Genomic DNA, 18,925 nt, shown 5'->3' with positions numbered 1-18,925 from the left:
ACGGTTATGAGCGCTTGTGCATTATTCAAGATCAATCAGTCGAGTATCCCGGGATGTGTCGAACTGTTGCCGAACCGCTTTCAGGATCATCGGGGAGCGTTTGTTAAAACATTCCATGAGCCGAGTTTTGCAAAGCTGGGGCTGGAAACTAACTACGCCGAAGAATTTTATTCGGTATCGGCGCTGGGTGTTATTCGGGGGCTGCATTTTCAACATCCCCCGGATGATCAGGTGAAACTGATTTATTGCGCGTACGGCAAGGTACAGGATGCGGTGGTCGATCTGAGACGCGGTTCGCCGACCTACGGGCATTACCAAGTGTTCGAAATTTCGGCGGAGACAGGCAACATGCTTTACATTCCCAGCGGGTTGGCCCACGGCTTTTGTACGCTGAGCGAGCAGGCGACGATGATGTACAAGGTATCCAAGACCTATTCTCCCGCATGCGATTCCGGCATACGATGGGATTCGCTCGATATTCCGTGGGCGACCGAGCGTCCGATTTTGTCCGAGCGCGATCAAACTCATCCGCCGTTTCAAAATTACCGGTCTCCGTTTGTTTATCGTCCGGCATGAAGATATTAGTTACCGGAGCGACCGGTTTTCTAGGCTCCCATTTAGTTCCCTATTTGCTCGCCCAAGAGCATGAAGTTGCCTGTCTATCGAGGCAAGCGTCGAACGCGATCGAAGGCTTGAGCTGCAGCCGTACCTGGACAGTCGATGAAAACGGCGCAGGATTCCGAGAGGCAGTAAGCGAATTCCTCCCCGATGTGGTCGTCCATTTGGCGGCGCATTATGTTTCCGAACATCGCTATGAAGATGTTGGCGCATTGGTCAAATCGAATGTCGAATTCGGCGCCTATTTGCTCGATGCGATGAGCGAGGCGGGGTGCGGCGCCTTGGTGTACGCCGGGACCTCGTGGCAACATTACCGAAACGAGGGATACTGCCCGGTTAATCTGTATGCGGCGACTAAACAGGCTTTCTCGACCCTGGCCGAGTATTATCTGAGTTCGACGGGGTTGCGCTTGTTGGAACTGCATCTTTACGACAGTTACGGCGAAGGCGACCCCAGACTGAAATTGCTTAATCTACTAAAGTTATATGCCGAGTCGAACGACATATTGGATATGTCCGGCGGCGAGCAGCGTATCCATCTGGTCCATATCAACGATCTTTGCAAAGGCTTTAAAATTGCCTGCGCCAGAGTGCCCGAGCTGGCGAAGGGAGAACGCAGGATTTATCGTCTGCCTTCCGCCAGAGCGGTGACGATTAAGGAATTGGTCGATTCGTTCAATGCCCTGAATCCGGATAACCCGGTGCGGGTGCGTTGGGGCGCACGCTCTTACCGTGAGCGGGAAGTTTTCAGGCCGTGGGAGGAAGCCGAATGTTTGCCGGGATGGCGGCCGGCAATCGAGCTGTCGGACGGATTGAGACGGTTAAGGCAAGCGGCGACAAACAATAATGATTGAGGACTCGATGTGAAAAAGCGATATGTGTGCAGCAACGGATTGATTTTCGATATGGGGATGAATAACGGCGACGATACCGCCTATTATCTGAAAAAGGCCGCCCGGGTGGTGGCGGTCGAAGCGAATCCCGGGTTGGCGAGCGAGGCGAGAGCGAGATTCGACGGTGAAATCAGGTCGGGCCGGTTATCTATCCACCAGTTGGCGATATGGAACGAGTACGGCCGGATGCCTTTCCATATCAGCAGAGAGAACTCCCATTGGAGCAGTCTGGAGTCTCAATGGGCGGATCGCAACGGAGGCGGGACAGAGGTTGTTCAAGTCGAATGCGTTCCTCTCGCCCATTTGTTTGCCCTGCACGGCGTTCCCTATTTTTTGAAGATCGATGTCGAGGGCGTGGACGAAAGCGTGATCGATCAGCTCGAGCCGCTGCCTTATATTCCTGCCTATATCAGCATGGAGGATTGTCGTTTCGGTTTTCGATATGTCGAAAAATTGACGGCATTGGGCTACGACGGTTTTAAGTTGTCCAATCAAGCCCTGGTCGCCGAGTTGGCTGATGAGGCGGTAAACCATCGGTTTCCGGCTGGTAGCTCGGGTCCGCTGGGGGAACAAGTGCCGGGTGGGTGGTATGAGCCGGCACCGTTCTTGCATCTCTACGAGCAGAAGGTTCGTAGCCGCGATAACGAGCGCAGGTCACCGACCGGAGTGTGGTGGGATATCCATGCTCGTTGCGGTTCTCCCGATAAATTGATCTGACTAGGAATACCAACAAGACAATGAAGGCAACCGTCAAACCCCGAATCAATCTCGAAGACCGCACACCGCTGCAAAACGTCATCCCGCTAAGCACGCCGTTCGTTCTTTTCATTGATCCGGTCAATACCTGTAATTTTCAATGCACATTCTGTCCGACTGGCGACCGGGAACTGATCAAGTCCACCGGACGGTGGCAGGGACGCCTGGATTTCGATGTCTATAAAAAAGTCATCGACGACCTCGGAGAATTCGACAATCCGTTAAAGGTGCTTCGCCTATATAAGGAAGGTGAGCCTCTCTTGCATAGCCGTTTCGCCGACATGGTCGGTTACGCCAAGGCCAGCGGTCATGTGCAATATATCGATACGACGACCAATGGTTATCTGCTTACCCCCGATAAGGTCGGACCGATTCTGGATGCTGGCATCGACCGGATCAATATTTCGGTCGACGGCATGTCCGACGCACAGTTTTGGGAATTCACCCAGACCCGAGTCGATTTCGAGCGTTTCGTCGACAATATTCGGCGATTGTACGAGCGTAAAGGCGATTGCGAGATTTGCATCAAGATTCCGGGCGATATACTGAGCGACGACGACAGGCAACAATTTTTCGACACCTTCGGCGAAATCGCCGATCGTGTTTTCATCGAAAATTTCGCTCCCTGCTGGCCGACCTTCGACGTCGAGGAACGCACCGGAATCCAGATAACCGAAGGGATATACGGTAACGAGATCGGGGAGGTGGCGGTCTGCCCCTATATTTTTTACTCGATGGCCGTGAACACCGACGGCACGGTCAGCTTGTGTTTTCTCGACTGGGCGCGCAAGCTGGTGGTTGGCGACACGCGCACCGAGACCCTGAAAGCCATTTGGAACGGCGAAGCAATGCAGCGGCATCGGATCGCGCACCTTCGGGGGTGTCGCATGGATAATTCGACTTGCGCCGATTGCGGTCAATTGAGCCATTGTCTGCCCGACAATATAGACGCTTACGCGGCGTCGTTGTTGGAACGCATCGAACCGGCGACCGCCGACGCGATGCGTTGACGAGGAGGGGCAGCCGTGGCAACAGAGCGCATTTTGTTCATTATCCCCCCTTATTTCAACGTAGACGATTACCGTGCCGACAATCGCTCCAGCGTCTTGCCGCCGTTTACGATTCCCTATGGAATTCTATCGTTGCATGCCTACCTGGCGGATCGTTGTTCCGTTTCGCCCGAGATAGACATCCTCGATCTAAATCTGCCTTTGCGGCAGGCGGTGACCGAAGGCGACACCGATCGGATCTTGTCGCGTTTCGACGAGCTCGTTGCCGAGCGGGTGCGCACGTTCCGACCGACGCTGGCGGGCATCTCCGCTCTATTCAACGTTTCCTTCCGATATTTACAGGACATCGCCCGGGTGATTCAGGCACAATTACCGTCGACTTTGATCGTGGCGGGGGGCGGTTTGCCGTCGGCGGCGTTCAGAGAGGTGCTGGAGCTTTGTCCCGATATCGACGCCATATGCAAGGGGGAAGGTGAAATCCCTCTACGCGATTTGGTGGACGCCGGCGACAAGTCCGTCCTGCTGAACGAGCATCCTTCGTGGATTACCCGTGAAGGCGTTGCGGCAGGCAAGATACCGAGCCACACCTTTGTTCAGGACTTGGACGATATTCCGATGTTGGATTACGGAACCGTCGATCTCGACGATTACAATGCGCGTTCGATAGACAAGCGCTACAGCGACGAAAAAAAACGGGAGATGGCGGTCCATACTTCGCGCGGCTGCCCGTTTCTGTGCGTGTTCTGCTCCAACCCGGCCTTGCATGGCCGGCAAGTGCGGGCGATGAGCGTGGAGCGAGTCGCGGCCGAGGTACGGCGGATGAAAGAGCGCTGGGGACTGACGGTATTGCTCATCGAGGACGATCATTTTTTCTTTGACAAGTCACGCGCCAAGGCGGTGCTGCGTGTCTTGGCGCAGCTGCAGGTGCGCATCGAGTTTCCCAACGGCGTGGCGGTGTATGCCATCGACGAAGAAATCGCCGAGCTTTTCAGCCGGGCCGGAGTGTCCACGGTGGCTCTGGCGGTGGAATCCGGCTCCGACTACGTGCTCAACAAAATCATCAAAAAGCCCTTGAAAATCGGTTTGGTCAAGGACAAGGTCGAAATGCTGCGCCGCCACGGCGTGCAAAGCCACGTATTTATCGTCTTGGGGCTGCCCGGCGAAATGCCGGAACACCGCCGGCAGACGCTCGATTTACTGCTGGATGTCGGATTCGATTGGGCTCATATTTTTTGCGCCATCCCCATCTTCGGCAGTCGGTTGCACGAGATCTGCGTCGAGCAGGGTTATATCCGCGAGAGTAATTTTCTCGACCATGTAAACACCAAGTCGGTCATTCGGGCGCCGGGGGTCGATCCGGAGCAGATCGAGGATACCGCTTATCAAATGAACCTGAGCGTCAATTTCGTGCACAACTATAATCTGGCTTCGGGAAACTACGAGACCGCCATCAAGTATTTTCGGAATGTGGCGGCCAAATATCCGGAGCATGCGTTCGCCCACCAGGCGTTGGCCAGGGCTTATGGCGGAGTCGGCGAACAGGATTTGGCAGCCCGGGCGACGCGTCGTTTCGAGCATATCGTCGCCAGCGATCCGTGGTGGCATGAGCAAGCCGTCAGGCATGGCTTATTGGCGGATTACGAGGCCGGTCGCGGAGTTTCGAACGCCTTATGAAGGTGCTCCACATCACGGCCCACTTAGGCGGTGGCGTGGGAAAGGTGTTGTCTCGGCTGGTCGAGTTTTCGGCCAAGCGCCAAGACGGAGTGCAGCATACCGTCGCTATTCTGGAACCTCCCGAAAAACGCCAGTTCGTCGACCATGTTCGGCGCCACGGCGGCCGCGTCGAGGTCGGCGCCGACCCTGAGCAATTGCGCCGTTACGCCGAATCCGCCGATATCGTACAGTTGGAATGGTGGCATCATCCGGCATTGGCCGAACTGCTGGCGTGGGGAGAGCTGCCGGTGATGCGCTTGATTGTTTGGAGCCATGTCTCGGGTTTGCACGCGCCCGAGATTCCGTCTTCTTTTGCAAGGCTGCCGCACCGCTTTCTGTTGAGTTCTCCCTGTTCCTGGCGAAGTCCCGGCCTGGCCGCGCTCGACGAGTTGGATCGGCGACGGGTGGCCGTCGTATTCAGCTCGGGCGGTTTCGACGACATGCCGCCGGCCCCGGTGCGAAGCGGCGGCAGACCGCCGCTAACCGGCTACGTCGGCACGTTGAACTATGCCAAGTTGCATCCCGACCTGTTGGATTACCTTGCTGCAGTCAAAAATCCGGCGTTCCGTTTACTAGTTTTCGGCGATTCCGACGCCGCAGGCCCCCTGCTCGCGGATGCGGGCGCCAGAGGTCTGGCGGGGCGATTGCAGCTCAAGGGCTATGTCGCCGATGTGGCGGCGGAACTGAGGACATTGGACATCTTCGCTTATTTGCTCAATCCGCTGCATTACGGCACGACCGAAAACGCGCTGTTGGAAGCGATGGCCATGGGCGTCGTGCCGGTGGTCATGAACAACCCGGCGGAAAGTTGCCTGGTCAAACATCAAGAAACGGGGTTAATCGTCGACGGCCCGCAAGGCTTTGCCGACGCGATCGAGCGCCTGAGCCGAGATCACGCCGAAAGGCTTAGGATGTCGGTCGATGCCGCGCGCGATGTTCGCAAACGATTCTCGATCGAAAACACCGCCCATCAGTTAACCGCCCATTATCGAAGTGTACTGCGGGAGCCGAAAAGGCCTTTCGATTTCAAAGCGGTGTTCGGAATAACACCGGCCGATTGGTTTCTCGCCTGCCAGGGGGAAGAAAGCTGGCGCTTTTCCGGCCGGCCGGGCGCCCGGAAAATGGACCGCGGGCCGCATTATTTGTACGAAAAAACCAAGAGTTCGGTGTTTCATTATCACCACTTTTTCCCCGCTGACCGGCGCCTTGCATCATGGGCGGAGCGACTGGAGGCTTGGCGATGAACGAACTGCCGGTCCCGGATTTGAAGCAATCGCTGCAGATGCTGGCCGATCTAAAAAGTCGCGGGCGCAACACGAATCTTAGGCCTTGCCCGGTGGATCGGCCGCTGGTTTTATACGGTGCCGGCAACTTGGGGCAGTTGGCGGCGGATTTGTTTGCCCGGCTGGATATCGACGTTGTCTACGCGGTAGATCGCCAACCACCGTCCGACCCGATAAACGGGCGAATTCCGATCGTTGAGCCGGATAGCGCGCCGCTCGCCGATCGGCGTGATTTCATGATCGCGGTCTGTATTGTGACCGCCCCGTACGAGCCTGTGCGAGATTTCTTGGAGTCGATGGGCTGGCGGCACATCTATCCGGTTTACGACCTGTTACAGGCTTACGCCGACCGTTTGCCGATGCGCAACGGCTGGTTCGCCGGCGTATTGACCGACGACGATTGGCGTAATATCGAATGCGTACTTCGTGGCTGGCGGGACGATTGCTCTCGGGCCGCCTATCTTCAGTTTCTGGCTTGGCGGCTGGTGCGCGCGGAATGGCGGTTTAGCGGCGCTCCGGTGTCGATCGGCGATCGTTATTTTATCGAGCCGGTGACATCCTTATTAACCGACCACGAATGTTTTCTCGACGCCGGGGCGTGGCACGGTGTGGTGAGCCAGCGATTCGTCGATGAAACCGGCGGTTCGTTCAGCCGCATCGCGGCGGTGGAGGCCGACCCTCGAAATGCCGAAAGATTGTGCGAGTGGAAATCGAAATTGCCGGAAACGCTGGCCAAGAGAATCGACATTCTGCAAACCGCACTGGCGGAAAAAAACGCTGGTCAGCCGTTCGCTGAAGGATTCGACATGGCGTCGCGTTTGCAGTCGGGTGCGCCGCACATCGTCCGAACCTACACCCTGGACGAATTGGATATCCCGGTAACTTTCGCCAAGTTTCATCTGGAAGGCGGAGAGCTCAACGCGCTGGAAGGTGGCGCGCGTACGCTGCAACGATACCGACCGATCATCGCCGTCACCGTATACCACAATAGCGATGGTCTGTGGCGCATACCGCTTTGGTTTTGGCACTGTTTACCGGAGTATCGGTTATTGTTCAGAATGCACGGATGGTGCGGCACGGGAGCCGTGCTTTACGCGTTACCCAATGAACGGGTAGGTGGCAAGCCACCAACGGTTTATCCGGCTAAAGCATCATGAGTTCCGATTCGACGAAACACGATGGCGGGAAATGCAGCTGCTACAATTGTAATGAATGTTTGAGCGTCAACTACACATACCGCTGAGTTCTCGGTGCCGGGAGATATTCGGCAACAATCATAATTAGTAAGGTTATAGGTCATGTCCAACTCCAATCACGAATCCAGCTACGAACGATGGCAAAAAGCGTTGCATACGGAAATCTCCTTTTGGAGGTCCTGGTTGGAGACGAAAGGCCTGCAATGGCCGGAGGATTATGCGGCGAGAACCGACCCGGATTCCGAGCTGAATCCGAATATCGGCAAATGGCATGGTGGCAGCGAGGCGCCGAGCATTTTGGACGTGGGTGCGGGGCCGATGACAATTCTCGGCAAGAAATGGCAGGGGAAACCGGTCGATCTCCAAGCCTGCGACGCCCTGGGCGATGAATACGATCTGCTGCCTTTTTCGGGCGGTTTGCCTCTGGTACGCACCCGACGTTGTCATTCTGAAGAACTGACGGCCCAATATCCGCGCGACTCTTTCGATATCGTGCACGCTCAAAACACGCTCGATCACAGCTATGCTCCCGATAAGGCCATACTTGAAATGCTGAGCGTCGCAAAAGTCGGTAGGGTCGTCTATTTGTGCCATATCGCCAACGAAGCGGAGAAAGAAAATTACCATGGCCTGCATCAATGGAATTTCGAGATTAAGGAGGATGTGTTGTGGCTTTACAACAAACAGGAAAAAATCTCGGTTAACGAGCTGATAAAAGAGATTGCGGAAGTCGCTTATTTGTCGCCCGATGGCAGCGACCCTTGTATTGCCGTTTTTAGGAAGACCAAATCCTTCGAAAATCGCCGAGACGATAAAATCATTCTGTCGATTCTCGTCCCCTCGTACAGGGGGTATTTGGAGTCGATCGCAATGTTCAGCAAACTTGCCGGCATTCGTCATAGCTCAATCGAAATTCTGGTTGCCGATAATTCCGGCGACGAACATAAGTGGCGGGAGTTGAAAAATATTTCACGCAAGGCTGATAATTTTCACGTCCTGCAAAATGAACGGGGGCTAATAGCACGCGACAATTATTGGTCGATCTTAAAATCGGCGAAAGGTAAGTTCATCTTTGTTTGTGCCGACGACGACTATATCGATATCGGGTTTTTCTTGGACGCCGTCGAACGCTTAAAAACAGCGGCAAATAATATTTGCATCACGCCACCGATCTATCAATACCAGGGTAACGGACGGGTCGAAAAAGCGCCGCGAGTTGCGCAATCGGAAGGCGACAATTGGACACGGAAAATCGTTTGCCACATCGATGCGAAAGTGATTCCGACGATGACCTATTCCATTATCCCGAAAGAACTGGTTATGCTGTTTTTTTCGGAATATATGAACAAGCATCCTTTGCTTGCCACATTCATGGATTGGCACTTCGAATATTTTGTTAGAGCCTGGTGCCGCTGCATCAACAGCGAAAGCGGGCTTTATTTGTACGACTATCAGAAGTGGACGAACATCGGGTCGGCGATCGAAGCCGATGCAAAACAATACGTTTCCTCGGGTTTACCGGAATGGTTTGTGGTTTTTCACAGGTTGTTTTGGACGGTGGATAGTTGCAGTTTTATCGGCAGTTCCTATTTTCCCGAAGACGCTAGCGGCCGGAAAATGGTTGTCGAGGCGTTGATCGCTCGCAACATGAGCGTGTTCGTCGACGAACTCAATGGGGCTAAGCACCGACGTTTTCAGGATGCTCCCATTTCAGCCGCGACGAGAGCCGATATCGATAGGTTGGTGGCAAAAAACTCGTGGTCGTATCGTGAATTACTGGACGTCTTGTTGTCCCTGCTCGGTGAAATCGACGCCGAAAAGGCGCAGGCCTATTGGCGTTTTATCGACGAAATCAAATCGGCGGATATCCAATTGGGTTTTCAATGGCTCGAAGGGGGAAGCCGTTCCGAAAGCCAAGACGTTTCAACAAACGATAAAGTGGAGCGCACGCCTTTAGTCAGCGTCGTGATACCGTGTTATAAGCAGGCACATTATCTGCCCGAGGTGGTGGCGAGCGTTGTTGCCCAAACATTTGCCGATTGGGAGTGCATCATAGTAAACGACGGCAGTCCCGATGATACCGGCGAAGTGGCAAGACAGCTTATCCGGCAATATAGCGGGTCACTTATTCGCTTGCTGGAACAGGGTAATGGCGGCTTGTCGGATGCGCGGAACAAAGGCATCGGCATGGCGAGCGGAAAGTATATTTTGCCGTTGGACGCCGACGACAAACTGGATTCCACGATGTTGGAAAAAACGGTTGCCGTTTTGCAGTCCGATCCAACGGTCGGGATCGTTTATACCTATATCCGACATTTTGGTAGCAGGAGCGATATCTGGAAAACCGGGCCGTTCAGCCTGGAAAAAGAAAAATACGATAATTATCTGCCTTATTGCTCGCTGTATCGTAAGGAGGTGTTCGAGTCTGTCGGAGGCTACGACACGAATTTCAATTCCTATGAAGACTGGAATTTCTGGATATCGGCAATGGAGCGGGGTTGGCATGGCAAGTTGGTTCCGGAACCTCTGTTTCTCTATCGTAAGGGCGATTCGAGCATGTTGGTCGATGCCAATAAACGGCGCGAGCAACTGGTGGCGCAGATCGTTCTGGCTCACCCGGAGGTATACCCGCAAGACCGTAGGCTTTGGGCGAGCCGATTATTGGACGGCAAGGCCGATGATGCTGCCTCGTCGCTCACGAGCGACGAGCAAACCTCACCGTCGCTGGCCGCCGGCGGCGGGCGAAAGAAGATATTGATCGTCTGCAGTCACTTTTGGCCGTCTGTCGGCGGGTTGGAGTCGAGCATGGAACAGCTTAGTCTGGAACTGTTTGACCAGGGATATGTCGTTACCGTTCTGACGCAACAACATGCCGGACGGACCGGCCGTGATTTTCACGGGGTCACGATCGTCAGCGAAGATCAAGTTCAATTTCCCCAGGCGATCGCCAGCGCAGTGGCTTCCGAAGTCTACGATTGCTGTATTCTTGTCCAGGACCCACTGGGGCCGATTATCTGGAGCGTAGAAAAACTGCTTCCGTTGCAAAGTGGCAGCGTTATCATTCAGCCGATCATCAACGAAGACGGGTATTCCAAATGGATCGGCAATCAGTCCTTTCGGGAAAGGCTGTCCCGCATCCTGAAATCGTCCTCGGCTGTGTTGACCATGACGCAATCCGGCGCCGACGTTCGTTTCATGCGCCAGTCGGAAATAGAGTCGTGCTATATACCGAATGCGGTCGCAGCTTGTGAACCGGCCGGCGATTTCCGAGCCAGATATTCTATCTCTGGCGACGCTTTCTTGATTCTGCATGTCGCCAATCTTTACCGGGTAAAAAACCATCTCGGTCTGATCGACGCTTTAGACAATCTGCCCGAGAATTGGAAACTCGTCATGATCGGTCATCCAACCGAGGCCGATTGCGCGGCCGCGGTTTCCGAAAAGCTGGCCCTGCGGCCTGATGTCCTATTTATACCGGGCTTGGATAAGGAATGGATAGCGGCGGCGATGGAGGCTGCGGATGCCGTTGTGTTGGCATCTCATGGCGAAGGCTCTCCGATCACCGTATTGGAAGCGATGTCCCACAAGACGCCTTGGCTAGCGACCCCGATGTGCGGCGCCGTGCACGATCATGCCGGCGGCATCGTCTGCGAGTTGGCCGATTTCAAGCAGGTTTTGGGTCGTTTATCGGATTCTCCTGAGCTTGGTCGCCGTTTGGGCGAAATAGGATACCAGCACTGGTCGGGCTGTTATTCCTGGCAGGCGATTATCCAAGGCTGGGTCGATTTGATCGAAACCGGTCGCTTGCAGCGACGGTTCGATACCCCGCGATCGCTACTCAGCGCAACCGATGAAACGCTTGCCGAGTTTGATTTGGTTTCCCGGCGGCATGCGTTCGAAAATCCGGCCGTTCCGTTTTCCTGCGAAACCCCGTTGGTATCGGTCATCTTGCCGACGCTGAACAGGCTTAAATTACTCCCCAATGCGATCAGGTCGTTACAGCAGCAACGCTATCAAAATTGGGAAGCCATCATTATTAATGACGGTGGGGCGCCGGTCGTTCTCTCCGACGGCCTGGCCGATCCCCGCATTAAGTTAATGGAGTTAAATCGGAACCACGGGCAGTCGCAGGCACGAAACATCGGGCTCAAATTCGCCAAAGGGGAAGTGATTTGTTTTCTGGACGACGACGATGTGTTCAAGCCTGATCATTTGGCAACGGTCGTTAAAGGGTTGGAGTCTACTAATTTTGTTTATACGTTGGCTGAGTCCGTTCTTTACGACGACGATCATTCGGTGGTCAGAAGAGCGGTCATCTATAACGATATCAAGTACAGTAGAGAGAGGCTCTATGTTTCTAACTTCATACCGATAAATACCTGGGGGGTGCGTTCGGATTACTTGAAAGAGGTTGGGTTTTTCGAAGAGTCTTTGCTGTGCCTTGAAGATTGGGAGCTGCTGATTCGGCTCAGTAGTCGATGTCGTTTTCATCATATCCCGAAAGTTACGGTAGAGGTACACGAGAGACAAGGCGCAACGAGCGTTACCAAGGCGCATGTCGAGAATTACTCGGATGTCTTCGAGGAAATTTATCACAAGCACGGTTGCTTGAATTCGACTGCGGTCAAGTACGCTCAAAACCACATGCTGGCGAGCCTAACGAGCGGTCAAAAGGATGGCCGCAGAAAAATTCGCTCGATTGCGGTAATCCTGCATTTATCTGATGCCGAATTGTGGGATGAGCTTTGCGTTTCGCTCTCGGCGATAGCCAGGAAATTCGATCTTTATGTCACGACCCTCGAAGGGAAGAACGACAGTCTGATCGACGAAATTTCAAACAGGTTTCCCGAATCGCACGTCTATCAGGTCCGGAATAAGGGACGGGATATCCTGCCGTTTTTGACCGTATACCGGGAAATTCAGGCGTTGGGGTACGATTTGATTTTAAAGCTGCACTGCAGCCCGGCAATGCAAATGAACATCGATGGTTCGGCCGAGCAATGGCGGGGATTGGCGATGCGGTCCTTGGTGCAATGGCAAAAACGAGTCGACGACATTATCGAATTGTTCGAAGCCGATTCTAAACTTGGGATATTCGCGCCGTTCGGTTATTTGAACCGCACTCTGTCCGGTGACGTCAATTTCCCGATTATTCAACGACTGATACCCGGCATCGATAAAAAGGCTTTCGATAAGAGTGGATTCGTGTTTCCGGCCGGGTCGATGTTTTGGTTCAGACCAGCGGCGCTAGAGTCTCTGTTAGCGTTGAATTTGAACGCCGAAGCTTTCGAAAACGAAGCGGGCGACGGGACCCTGGTGCATGCGGTCGAGCGCCTGTTCGGCGTGTTATGTCGCTCGTCCGGTTACACGATAACCGACCGCTTGCCTAAATTGGATGATATCGAATACCAGAACTGGCTGGAAAAAAAACGGGATTATGAACTCTCCCGGGACGGCATGTCCTTGGCGGAATTTCCCGAGTTCAAGCCGGCGATTCGATGTTTCGTTTTTGTCGAGCAGACCGATTTGACCGCTCTGGCCGATACCTTGGACAGCCTGGGAGGACAAACCTATTCCAACTGGCATCTGACCGTGGTCAGTTCGTTGGCATGCCCTGATCCCTTGTTCGATGAAATGCCGCAGCTGGGGTGGGTCACTCGGGAACCGCCATTAGATGTCGCTGCGTTGTTGTTGCTTCCAGGAGGGCGACAAGCGGAATGGGGTTGCTTTTTGGAGCTGGGCGATTACCTGGAGCCTCACGCATTGTCGTGTTTTGTCGAGTATTCACATCGTTATCCTGGTTGGGAGATCATCTACAGCGACGAAGACAGGGTGAGCCCGGAAGGTTTTTTCCATAGCCCCCGATTTAAGCCGGAATTTAACCTCGACTTGTTTTATGCGACCGATTACATCGGAGGCTTGGTCATGTTCAGGAAGACTTTGCTGGAGCGCTGCGATGCTAGCAAATTTCCGGATGTTTTCCTATCTTGGGAGCTGGTGTTGCGAGGGGGCGATAAGGATTATGGGGCTACGATCGGCCATATTCCAAATATTCTCCTGCATCGCCGGGAGGCGGCCGATCAGGCCAGACTGCTTGCCGGCGAACGCAGAAAAAGCGGGTTGTCCGCTTATTTCCGGGAACAAGGCAGAGTGATCGAGATCGCCGACGGCTTGTTGCCGGGGACTTTATATCTGCAACGCCCGCTCACATCGAGCCCGCTGGTATCGATCATCATCCCGACGAAAAACCGCTTGGACCTGATCCGACCGTGCGTCGAGAGTATTCTGGAAAAAACCGGTTATCCGCATTATGAAATCCTGATTGTGGATAATCAAAGCGACGACCCCGAGACCCTCGTATACCTATCCGATATATCCGTTCGAGAGGCGAGAGTACATCTGTTGTCGTACGACTTGCCCTATAATTTCTCGGCCATCAATAATGTCGCCGCCGAGCGGGCCCAGGGCGATTATCTGCTGTTGTTGAACAACGATACCGTGATTATTCAGGAGGAATGGTTAAGCCGTTTGCTGGCGGAAGGATTGAGAAGCGACGTGGGAATTGTCGGTCCGCGGTTGATCTTCCCCAATAAGCAAGTTCAGCATGCGGGCGTGGTGCTGGGGCTTGGCCAATTTGGCGTCGCCGACCATCCGTTTATCGGGGAAGCAATGGATGCGGCAGGCTACATGGGGCGTCTGCAGCTGACTCAGGATTACTCGGCGGTCACCGCCGCCTGTCTGTTGCTGGAAAAGGATTTATATAAGCAGGTCAGTGGATTGGACGCGGAAAATTTCGGGGTGTTATTCAACGATGTCGATTTGTGTCTGAAAGTCAAAGAGCTTGGTTATCGAATTGTTTGGACTCCGTTTTCGACCGTTGTCCATCACGGTTCGAGCTCCTTGAAAAAAGAAAAACCAAGCAAGAAGCAAAAGGAAGGAAGCCGGGTGGAAGCCGATCATATATTGAAAAAATGGCTGCCGCAACTCGCCAGGGACCCCGCGTTTAACCGGAATCTGAGTCTGAAACACTTCGACTTTCAACTCGAAACCAAAACCGATGTATCGTGGAATGTCGATTTCCATGATAAACCGCGCATCTACGCCTTTCCTGGGAACGAAACAGGGGTTGGCGAATATCGAGTACGTTCACCCTTAAGGGCGCTGACCAATGCGGCGATGATACAAAGCAGTCTGTTGCCGAATCACGATGAGGCTATCATTCCCGATGTCGTCGAGGTCGAACGCGCTCAGCCTGATGTGTTGTTCCTGCAGAATGCCTTTGCCGATTATTTTATCGAGGCATGGGGCAGGTATCGCAGGTTCAATGATGTATTTATGGTCTATGGCCAGGATGATCTATTGTATACCTTGCCTAAAAAGCATCCGAAACAGGGAAAATGGCCCAAAGATATACGGCGCAGGCTGAAAAAAATGATGCGGTTGTCGGATCGGGTCATTGTTGCCAACGAAGTGTTGGCGAAGGAATTTGGCAAATTTACCGACAATATCGTCATAGTTCCCAATTACCTTGAAACCGAACGCTGGTTGACCTTGGATCTGCCGGAGAAATTGCAGCAATCCAAGCCTAGAGTCGGCTGGGCCGGTGGTGTGGAGCACCAGGGCGATTTGGAGCTCATCTTGCCGGTGGTTGAGGCATTGCATCAGGAAGTCGACTGGGTTTTCATGGGGATGTGTCCCGAGGCGCTAAGACCCTATATAAAAGAGTTTTATCCAGGGGTTGCATTTCATCTATATCCGCAAAAATTGGCCGAGTTAAACCTGGATTTGGCCATCGCGCCCTTAGAACACAACAAGTTCAATGAAGCCAAAACTAATTTACGTTTGCTTGAATATGGCGTGCTGGGTTGGCCGGTAGTGTGCACCGATATTCTTCCCTATCAAGATGCACCGGTGACTCGTGTCGCCAATAATTCCGAGCATTGGATAAGGATCATTAGAGACAAGATTCAAGAGCCGGATTTGCTGCGGCAAGAAGGTCAGCAGTTGCGACGATGGGTGGTAGATAACTATATTCTGGAGGATCATCTGCAGCAATGGTACGGCGCATTATTGCCGTGATTACGGTGAAATAAGTGTCGAATAATTGACGATCGTTAGAAGGGGTTAAAAAGCTCTTATAATTCAATGGCTAATGGCGTTTCTTTTTGTGGCATGGGGTTTGCTTAGTTTGACGGGAAGAGATAACTATTCAAGCCAAGAGGAAAAATCATGCCACAAATAATTAATACCAATATCGCATCGATCAATGCTCAGCGTCAGTTGAACAGGTCTCAGGGATCTCAGCAAACTGCCATGGAGCGGCTTTCTTCGGGGTTGCGCATCAACAGCGCCAAAGATGATGCCGCGGGACTCGCGATTGCCGACCGTATGACAGCTCAGGTCAGGGGGTTGAATCAAGCGGTTAGAAATGCCAACGACGGCATTTCTCTGGCACAGACGGCGGAAGGCGCGATGCAGGAGTCGACCAATATTCTGCAAAGAATGCGGGAGTTGGCGGTGCAATCGGCCAACGATACCAACAGCGCCTCGGATCGTTCCAGTTTGCAGAAAGAAGTCAACCAATTGAAGGCGGAGCTGGAGCGCATCGCGACGACGACTACTTTTAACGGTAAAAATCTGCTGGATGGTTCGTTCAATGCTCAAGCCTTTCATATCGGCGCCTATGCCGGAGAAACTATCAGCGTCAGTGTGGGCACTGCGCGCATCGGCAGTATCGGAACTCAGGAGCTGACGAGTTCTGATGCTATCCAAACCGCACAAGGATCCGGAGGGGTGAATGGGGTGACGGGGGGAGCCATGACGGTGACCGGTGCATTCGGTTCTGCGGAGATTACCGTCAATGCCGGTGATTCCGCGGAAAAAATCGCTTCATCGGTCAACGCGGCAGCCGACAGTACCGGGGTGTCGGCGCAAGCGGTCAATTTTGTCGAGCTGGATAGTTTTACCAGTGGCTCTATCAGTCTGGATTTGACCGGGTCGAACAGTACAGCGGTCAGTATTACTGCCGATATACCGGCCGACAAGGATGTCAGCGCCTTGAGCGACGCGATTAATGCGGTATCCGGTGAAACCGGCATTACTGCGAAGGTCAGTGATGACAAAAAGCAAATTATGCTGACCCAAAACACAGGGAAAGACATCAGGCTCAATAACATTACCGGAACATTTGATGTCAATGGAATTGATGAAACCGGCGCGTTCGATGCGACAGTGGGTGCGGCACAGGCGTCTTCGGTGGGGGATATTACCGTAGGCGGTAGCATTACCTATAATTCCTCGAAGAACTTTACTCTCGGCGGTAATGCTAGCGTCGTTGCAGCCGGTACGTCGAGTTTGCAATCAGTGGAAACGGTCGATATCAGCACACAGCGAGGCTCGAACGACGCTTTGAGCATCATCGACGGGGCCTTGGATTTTATCGACAATTCCCGGGCCGGCTTGGGGGCCATTCAAAATCGCTTCGAGGCGACGATTGCCAATCTGGAGAACGTTTCCCAGAACGTATCGGCGGCAAGATCACGGATACAGGATGCCGATTTTGCCAAAGAGTCGGCATCCTTGGCGAAAGCTCAGATACTGCAGCAGGCGGGCATTTCCATGTTGGCGCAAGCCAATGCGACAAATCAGAACGTTTTGAGTTTGCTGCAAGGGTAGTGAGGCGTTTGAGCGGTTTGTTTGATTTAGCGATGAGTTGCATTGTAGATACTGGCAACTCCTTCGCTAGTGACAAGTTATTGAGATTCAATTGACTCCATGCTGGTGCAGCGTTAGGAAGGCTGCCAGCGGATAAATTTTTCAAAAGTCATGTTGTTAAGCTAATGAGCGATGTTTGTGAACTAGTGCAGATGTTGAATGGTGAAAAAGGGTTAAGTTTTTTCCGGCCCTGACGATAACCATTGTGAACACACAATCTAATACGGCCTTTGACCAGTTTAAAGGCGGGTTTAAATCAAGATCCAGAGGGTAGCATCATGGCTCAAGTTATCAATACAAACATCGCATCAATCAACGCTCAAAGACAATTGAACCGTTCCCAAACCGGCATGGCGAGCGCCATGGAACGGCTTTCTTCGGGCTTGCGCATTAATAGCGCGAAAGACGATGCCGCGGGGTTGGCGATCAGTGATCGAATGACCGCGCAAATCAGAGGCCTGAACCAAGGGGTCAGAAACGCCAACGACGGCATTTCCCTGGCCCAGACCGCGGAAGGCGCGATGCAGGAATCAACCAATATCCTGCAAAGAATGCGTGAACTTGCCGTGCAATCGGCCAACGACACCAATAGCGCCTCGGATCGTTCCAGCCTGCAGAAAGAGGTTAACCAATTGAAGGCGGAGTTGGAGCGTATCGCGACGACCACCAGTTTCAACGGTAAAAATCTGCTGGATGGCTCATTCAATTCCCAGGCTTTCCATGTCGGCGCCTATGCCGGGCAGACAATCAACGTCAGTGTAGGCACTGCGCGCATCGGCAGTATCGGAACTCAGGAGCTGACGAGTTCTGATGCGATCCAAACCGCCCAGGGATCTGGAGGGGTAAACGGGGTGGCTTCCGGAACCATGACGGTGACCGGTGCGTTCGGTTCTGCGGACATTACCGTTAATGCTGGCGATTCCGCGGAAAAAATAGCGTCTTCGGTCAACGCGGCTGCCGACAGTACCGGGGTGTCGGCGCAAGCGGTCAATTTTGTCGAGCTGGATAGTTTTTCCAGCGGTTCGATCAGTCTGGATTTGACCGGTTCGAACAGTACAGCGGTCAGTATTACTGCCGATATACCGACCGACGGCGATGTCAGCGCCTTAAGCGACGCGATTAATGCGGTATCCGGTGAAACAGGCATTACTGCGAAGGTCAGTGACGACAAAACTCAGATCATGCTGACTCAAAACACCGGGAAAGATATCAGGCTCAATAATATTACCGGAACATTTAATGTCAATGGAATTGACGAAACCGGCGCGTTCGATGCGACAGTGGGAGCGACACAGGCGTCTTCGGGGGGGGATATCACCGTAGGGGGTAGCATTACCTATAATTCCTCCAAGAACTTTACTCTCGCCGATACTTCTAGCACCGTTGCAGCCGGTACGTCGAGTTTGCAATCAGTGGAAACGGTCGATATCAGTACCCAGCGAGGCTCGAACGACGCCTTGAGCATCATCGACGGAGCCTTGGATTTTATCGACAACTCCCGTGCGGACCTGGGGGCTATTCAAAACCGGTTTTCCGCCACCATATCCAATCTGGAGAATGTGTCTCAGAATGTCTCGGCGGCGAGATCGCGGATACAGGATGCGGATTTCGCACAAGAGTCATCCAAGTTGGCAAAAAGTCAGATCTTACAGCAAGCCGGTGTCTCGATGCTGGCCCAGGCGAATGCGTCTTCTCAAAGTGTGTTGTCATTACTGGGATAACAGTGGAAAAGGAATGACGGC

Annotated in this window: 10 protein-coding genes; all 10 read left to right on the top strand. The window is 53.3% G+C overall.

Annotated features, from left to right (window positions below):
- Positions 1–6: 6 nt before the first annotated feature.
- The 10 genes from rfbC to Q9L42_RS00700 all read left to right on the top strand — a co-directional run bounded on the left by rfbC (position 7) and on the right by Q9L42_RS00700 (position 18,904).
- Entirely contained in the window at positions 7–576 is a 570-nt protein-coding gene (gene rfbC, locus Q9L42_RS00745) for a dTDP-4-dehydrorhamnose 3,5-epimerase (RefSeq protein WP_305906538.1), read from the top strand.
- Positions 573–1,472 (top strand): NAD-dependent epimerase/dehydratase family protein, encoded by a 900-nt coding sequence (locus Q9L42_RS00740; RefSeq protein ID WP_305906539.1) that lies wholly within the window; start codon positions 573–575, stop codon positions 1,470–1,472. Before rfbC ends, Q9L42_RS00740 begins: the two co-directional genes overlap by 4 nt.
- A gap of 9 nt (positions 1,473–1,481) precedes the next feature.
- Positions 1,482–2,228, top strand: a complete 747-nt coding sequence (locus Q9L42_RS00735; RefSeq protein ID WP_305906540.1) for an FkbM family methyltransferase — start codon at positions 1,482–1,484, stop codon at positions 2,226–2,228.
- Positions 2,229–2,248: 20 nt separating this feature from the next.
- Positions 2,249–3,277 carry a radical SAM/SPASM domain-containing protein gene (locus Q9L42_RS00730; RefSeq protein WP_305906541.1) on the top strand — a complete coding sequence of 343 codons (1,029 nt, stop codon included), beginning with the start codon at positions 2,249–2,251 and terminating at the stop codon, positions 3,275–3,277.
- 15 nt (positions 3,278–3,292) lie between these two features.
- Positions 3,293–4,951 (top strand): B12-binding domain-containing radical SAM protein, encoded by a 1,659-nt coding sequence (locus tag Q9L42_RS00725; RefSeq protein ID WP_349431731.1) that lies wholly within the window; start codon positions 3,293–3,295, stop codon positions 4,949–4,951.
- Positions 4,948–6,234, top strand: a complete 1,287-nt coding sequence (locus Q9L42_RS00720; RefSeq protein WP_305906543.1) for a glycosyltransferase family 4 protein — start codon at positions 4,948–4,950, stop codon at positions 6,232–6,234. The genes Q9L42_RS00725 and Q9L42_RS00720 overlap by 4 nt, the downstream gene beginning before the upstream one ends.
- Entirely contained in the window at positions 6,231–7,430 is a 1,200-nt protein-coding gene (locus Q9L42_RS00715; RefSeq protein WP_305906544.1) for an FkbM family methyltransferase, read from the top strand. Before Q9L42_RS00720 ends, Q9L42_RS00715 begins: the two co-directional genes overlap by 4 nt.
- A gap of 141 nt (positions 7,431–7,571) precedes the next feature.
- Positions 7,572–15,548 carry a glycosyltransferase gene (locus Q9L42_RS00710; protein WP_349431730.1) on the top strand — a complete coding sequence of 2,659 codons (7,977 nt, stop codon included), beginning with the start codon at positions 7,572–7,574 and terminating at the stop codon, positions 15,546–15,548.
- A 150-nt stretch (positions 15,549–15,698) separates the two neighbouring features.
- A complete protein-coding gene (locus Q9L42_RS00705) occupies positions 15,699–17,144 on the top strand; it encodes a flagellin (RefSeq protein WP_349431729.1) in 1,446 nt (481 codons plus the stop codon).
- A gap of 317 nt (positions 17,145–17,461) precedes the next feature.
- On the top strand, positions 17,462–18,904 hold the full coding sequence (locus Q9L42_RS00700; protein ID WP_349431728.1) for a flagellin: 1,443 nt from the start codon (positions 17,462–17,464) through the stop codon (positions 18,902–18,904).
- Positions 18,905–18,925 lie beyond the last annotated feature (21 nt).

Origin of the sequence: Methylomarinum sp. Ch1-1 (assembly GCF_030717995.2) — a bacterium.
Taxonomy (GTDB): Bacteria; Pseudomonadota; Gammaproteobacteria; order Methylococcales; family Methylomonadaceae; genus Methylomarinum; species Methylomarinum roseum.
Note: the sequence above shows the minus strand (reverse complement) of the source record. Positions and strands in the feature narration are given on the sequence as shown.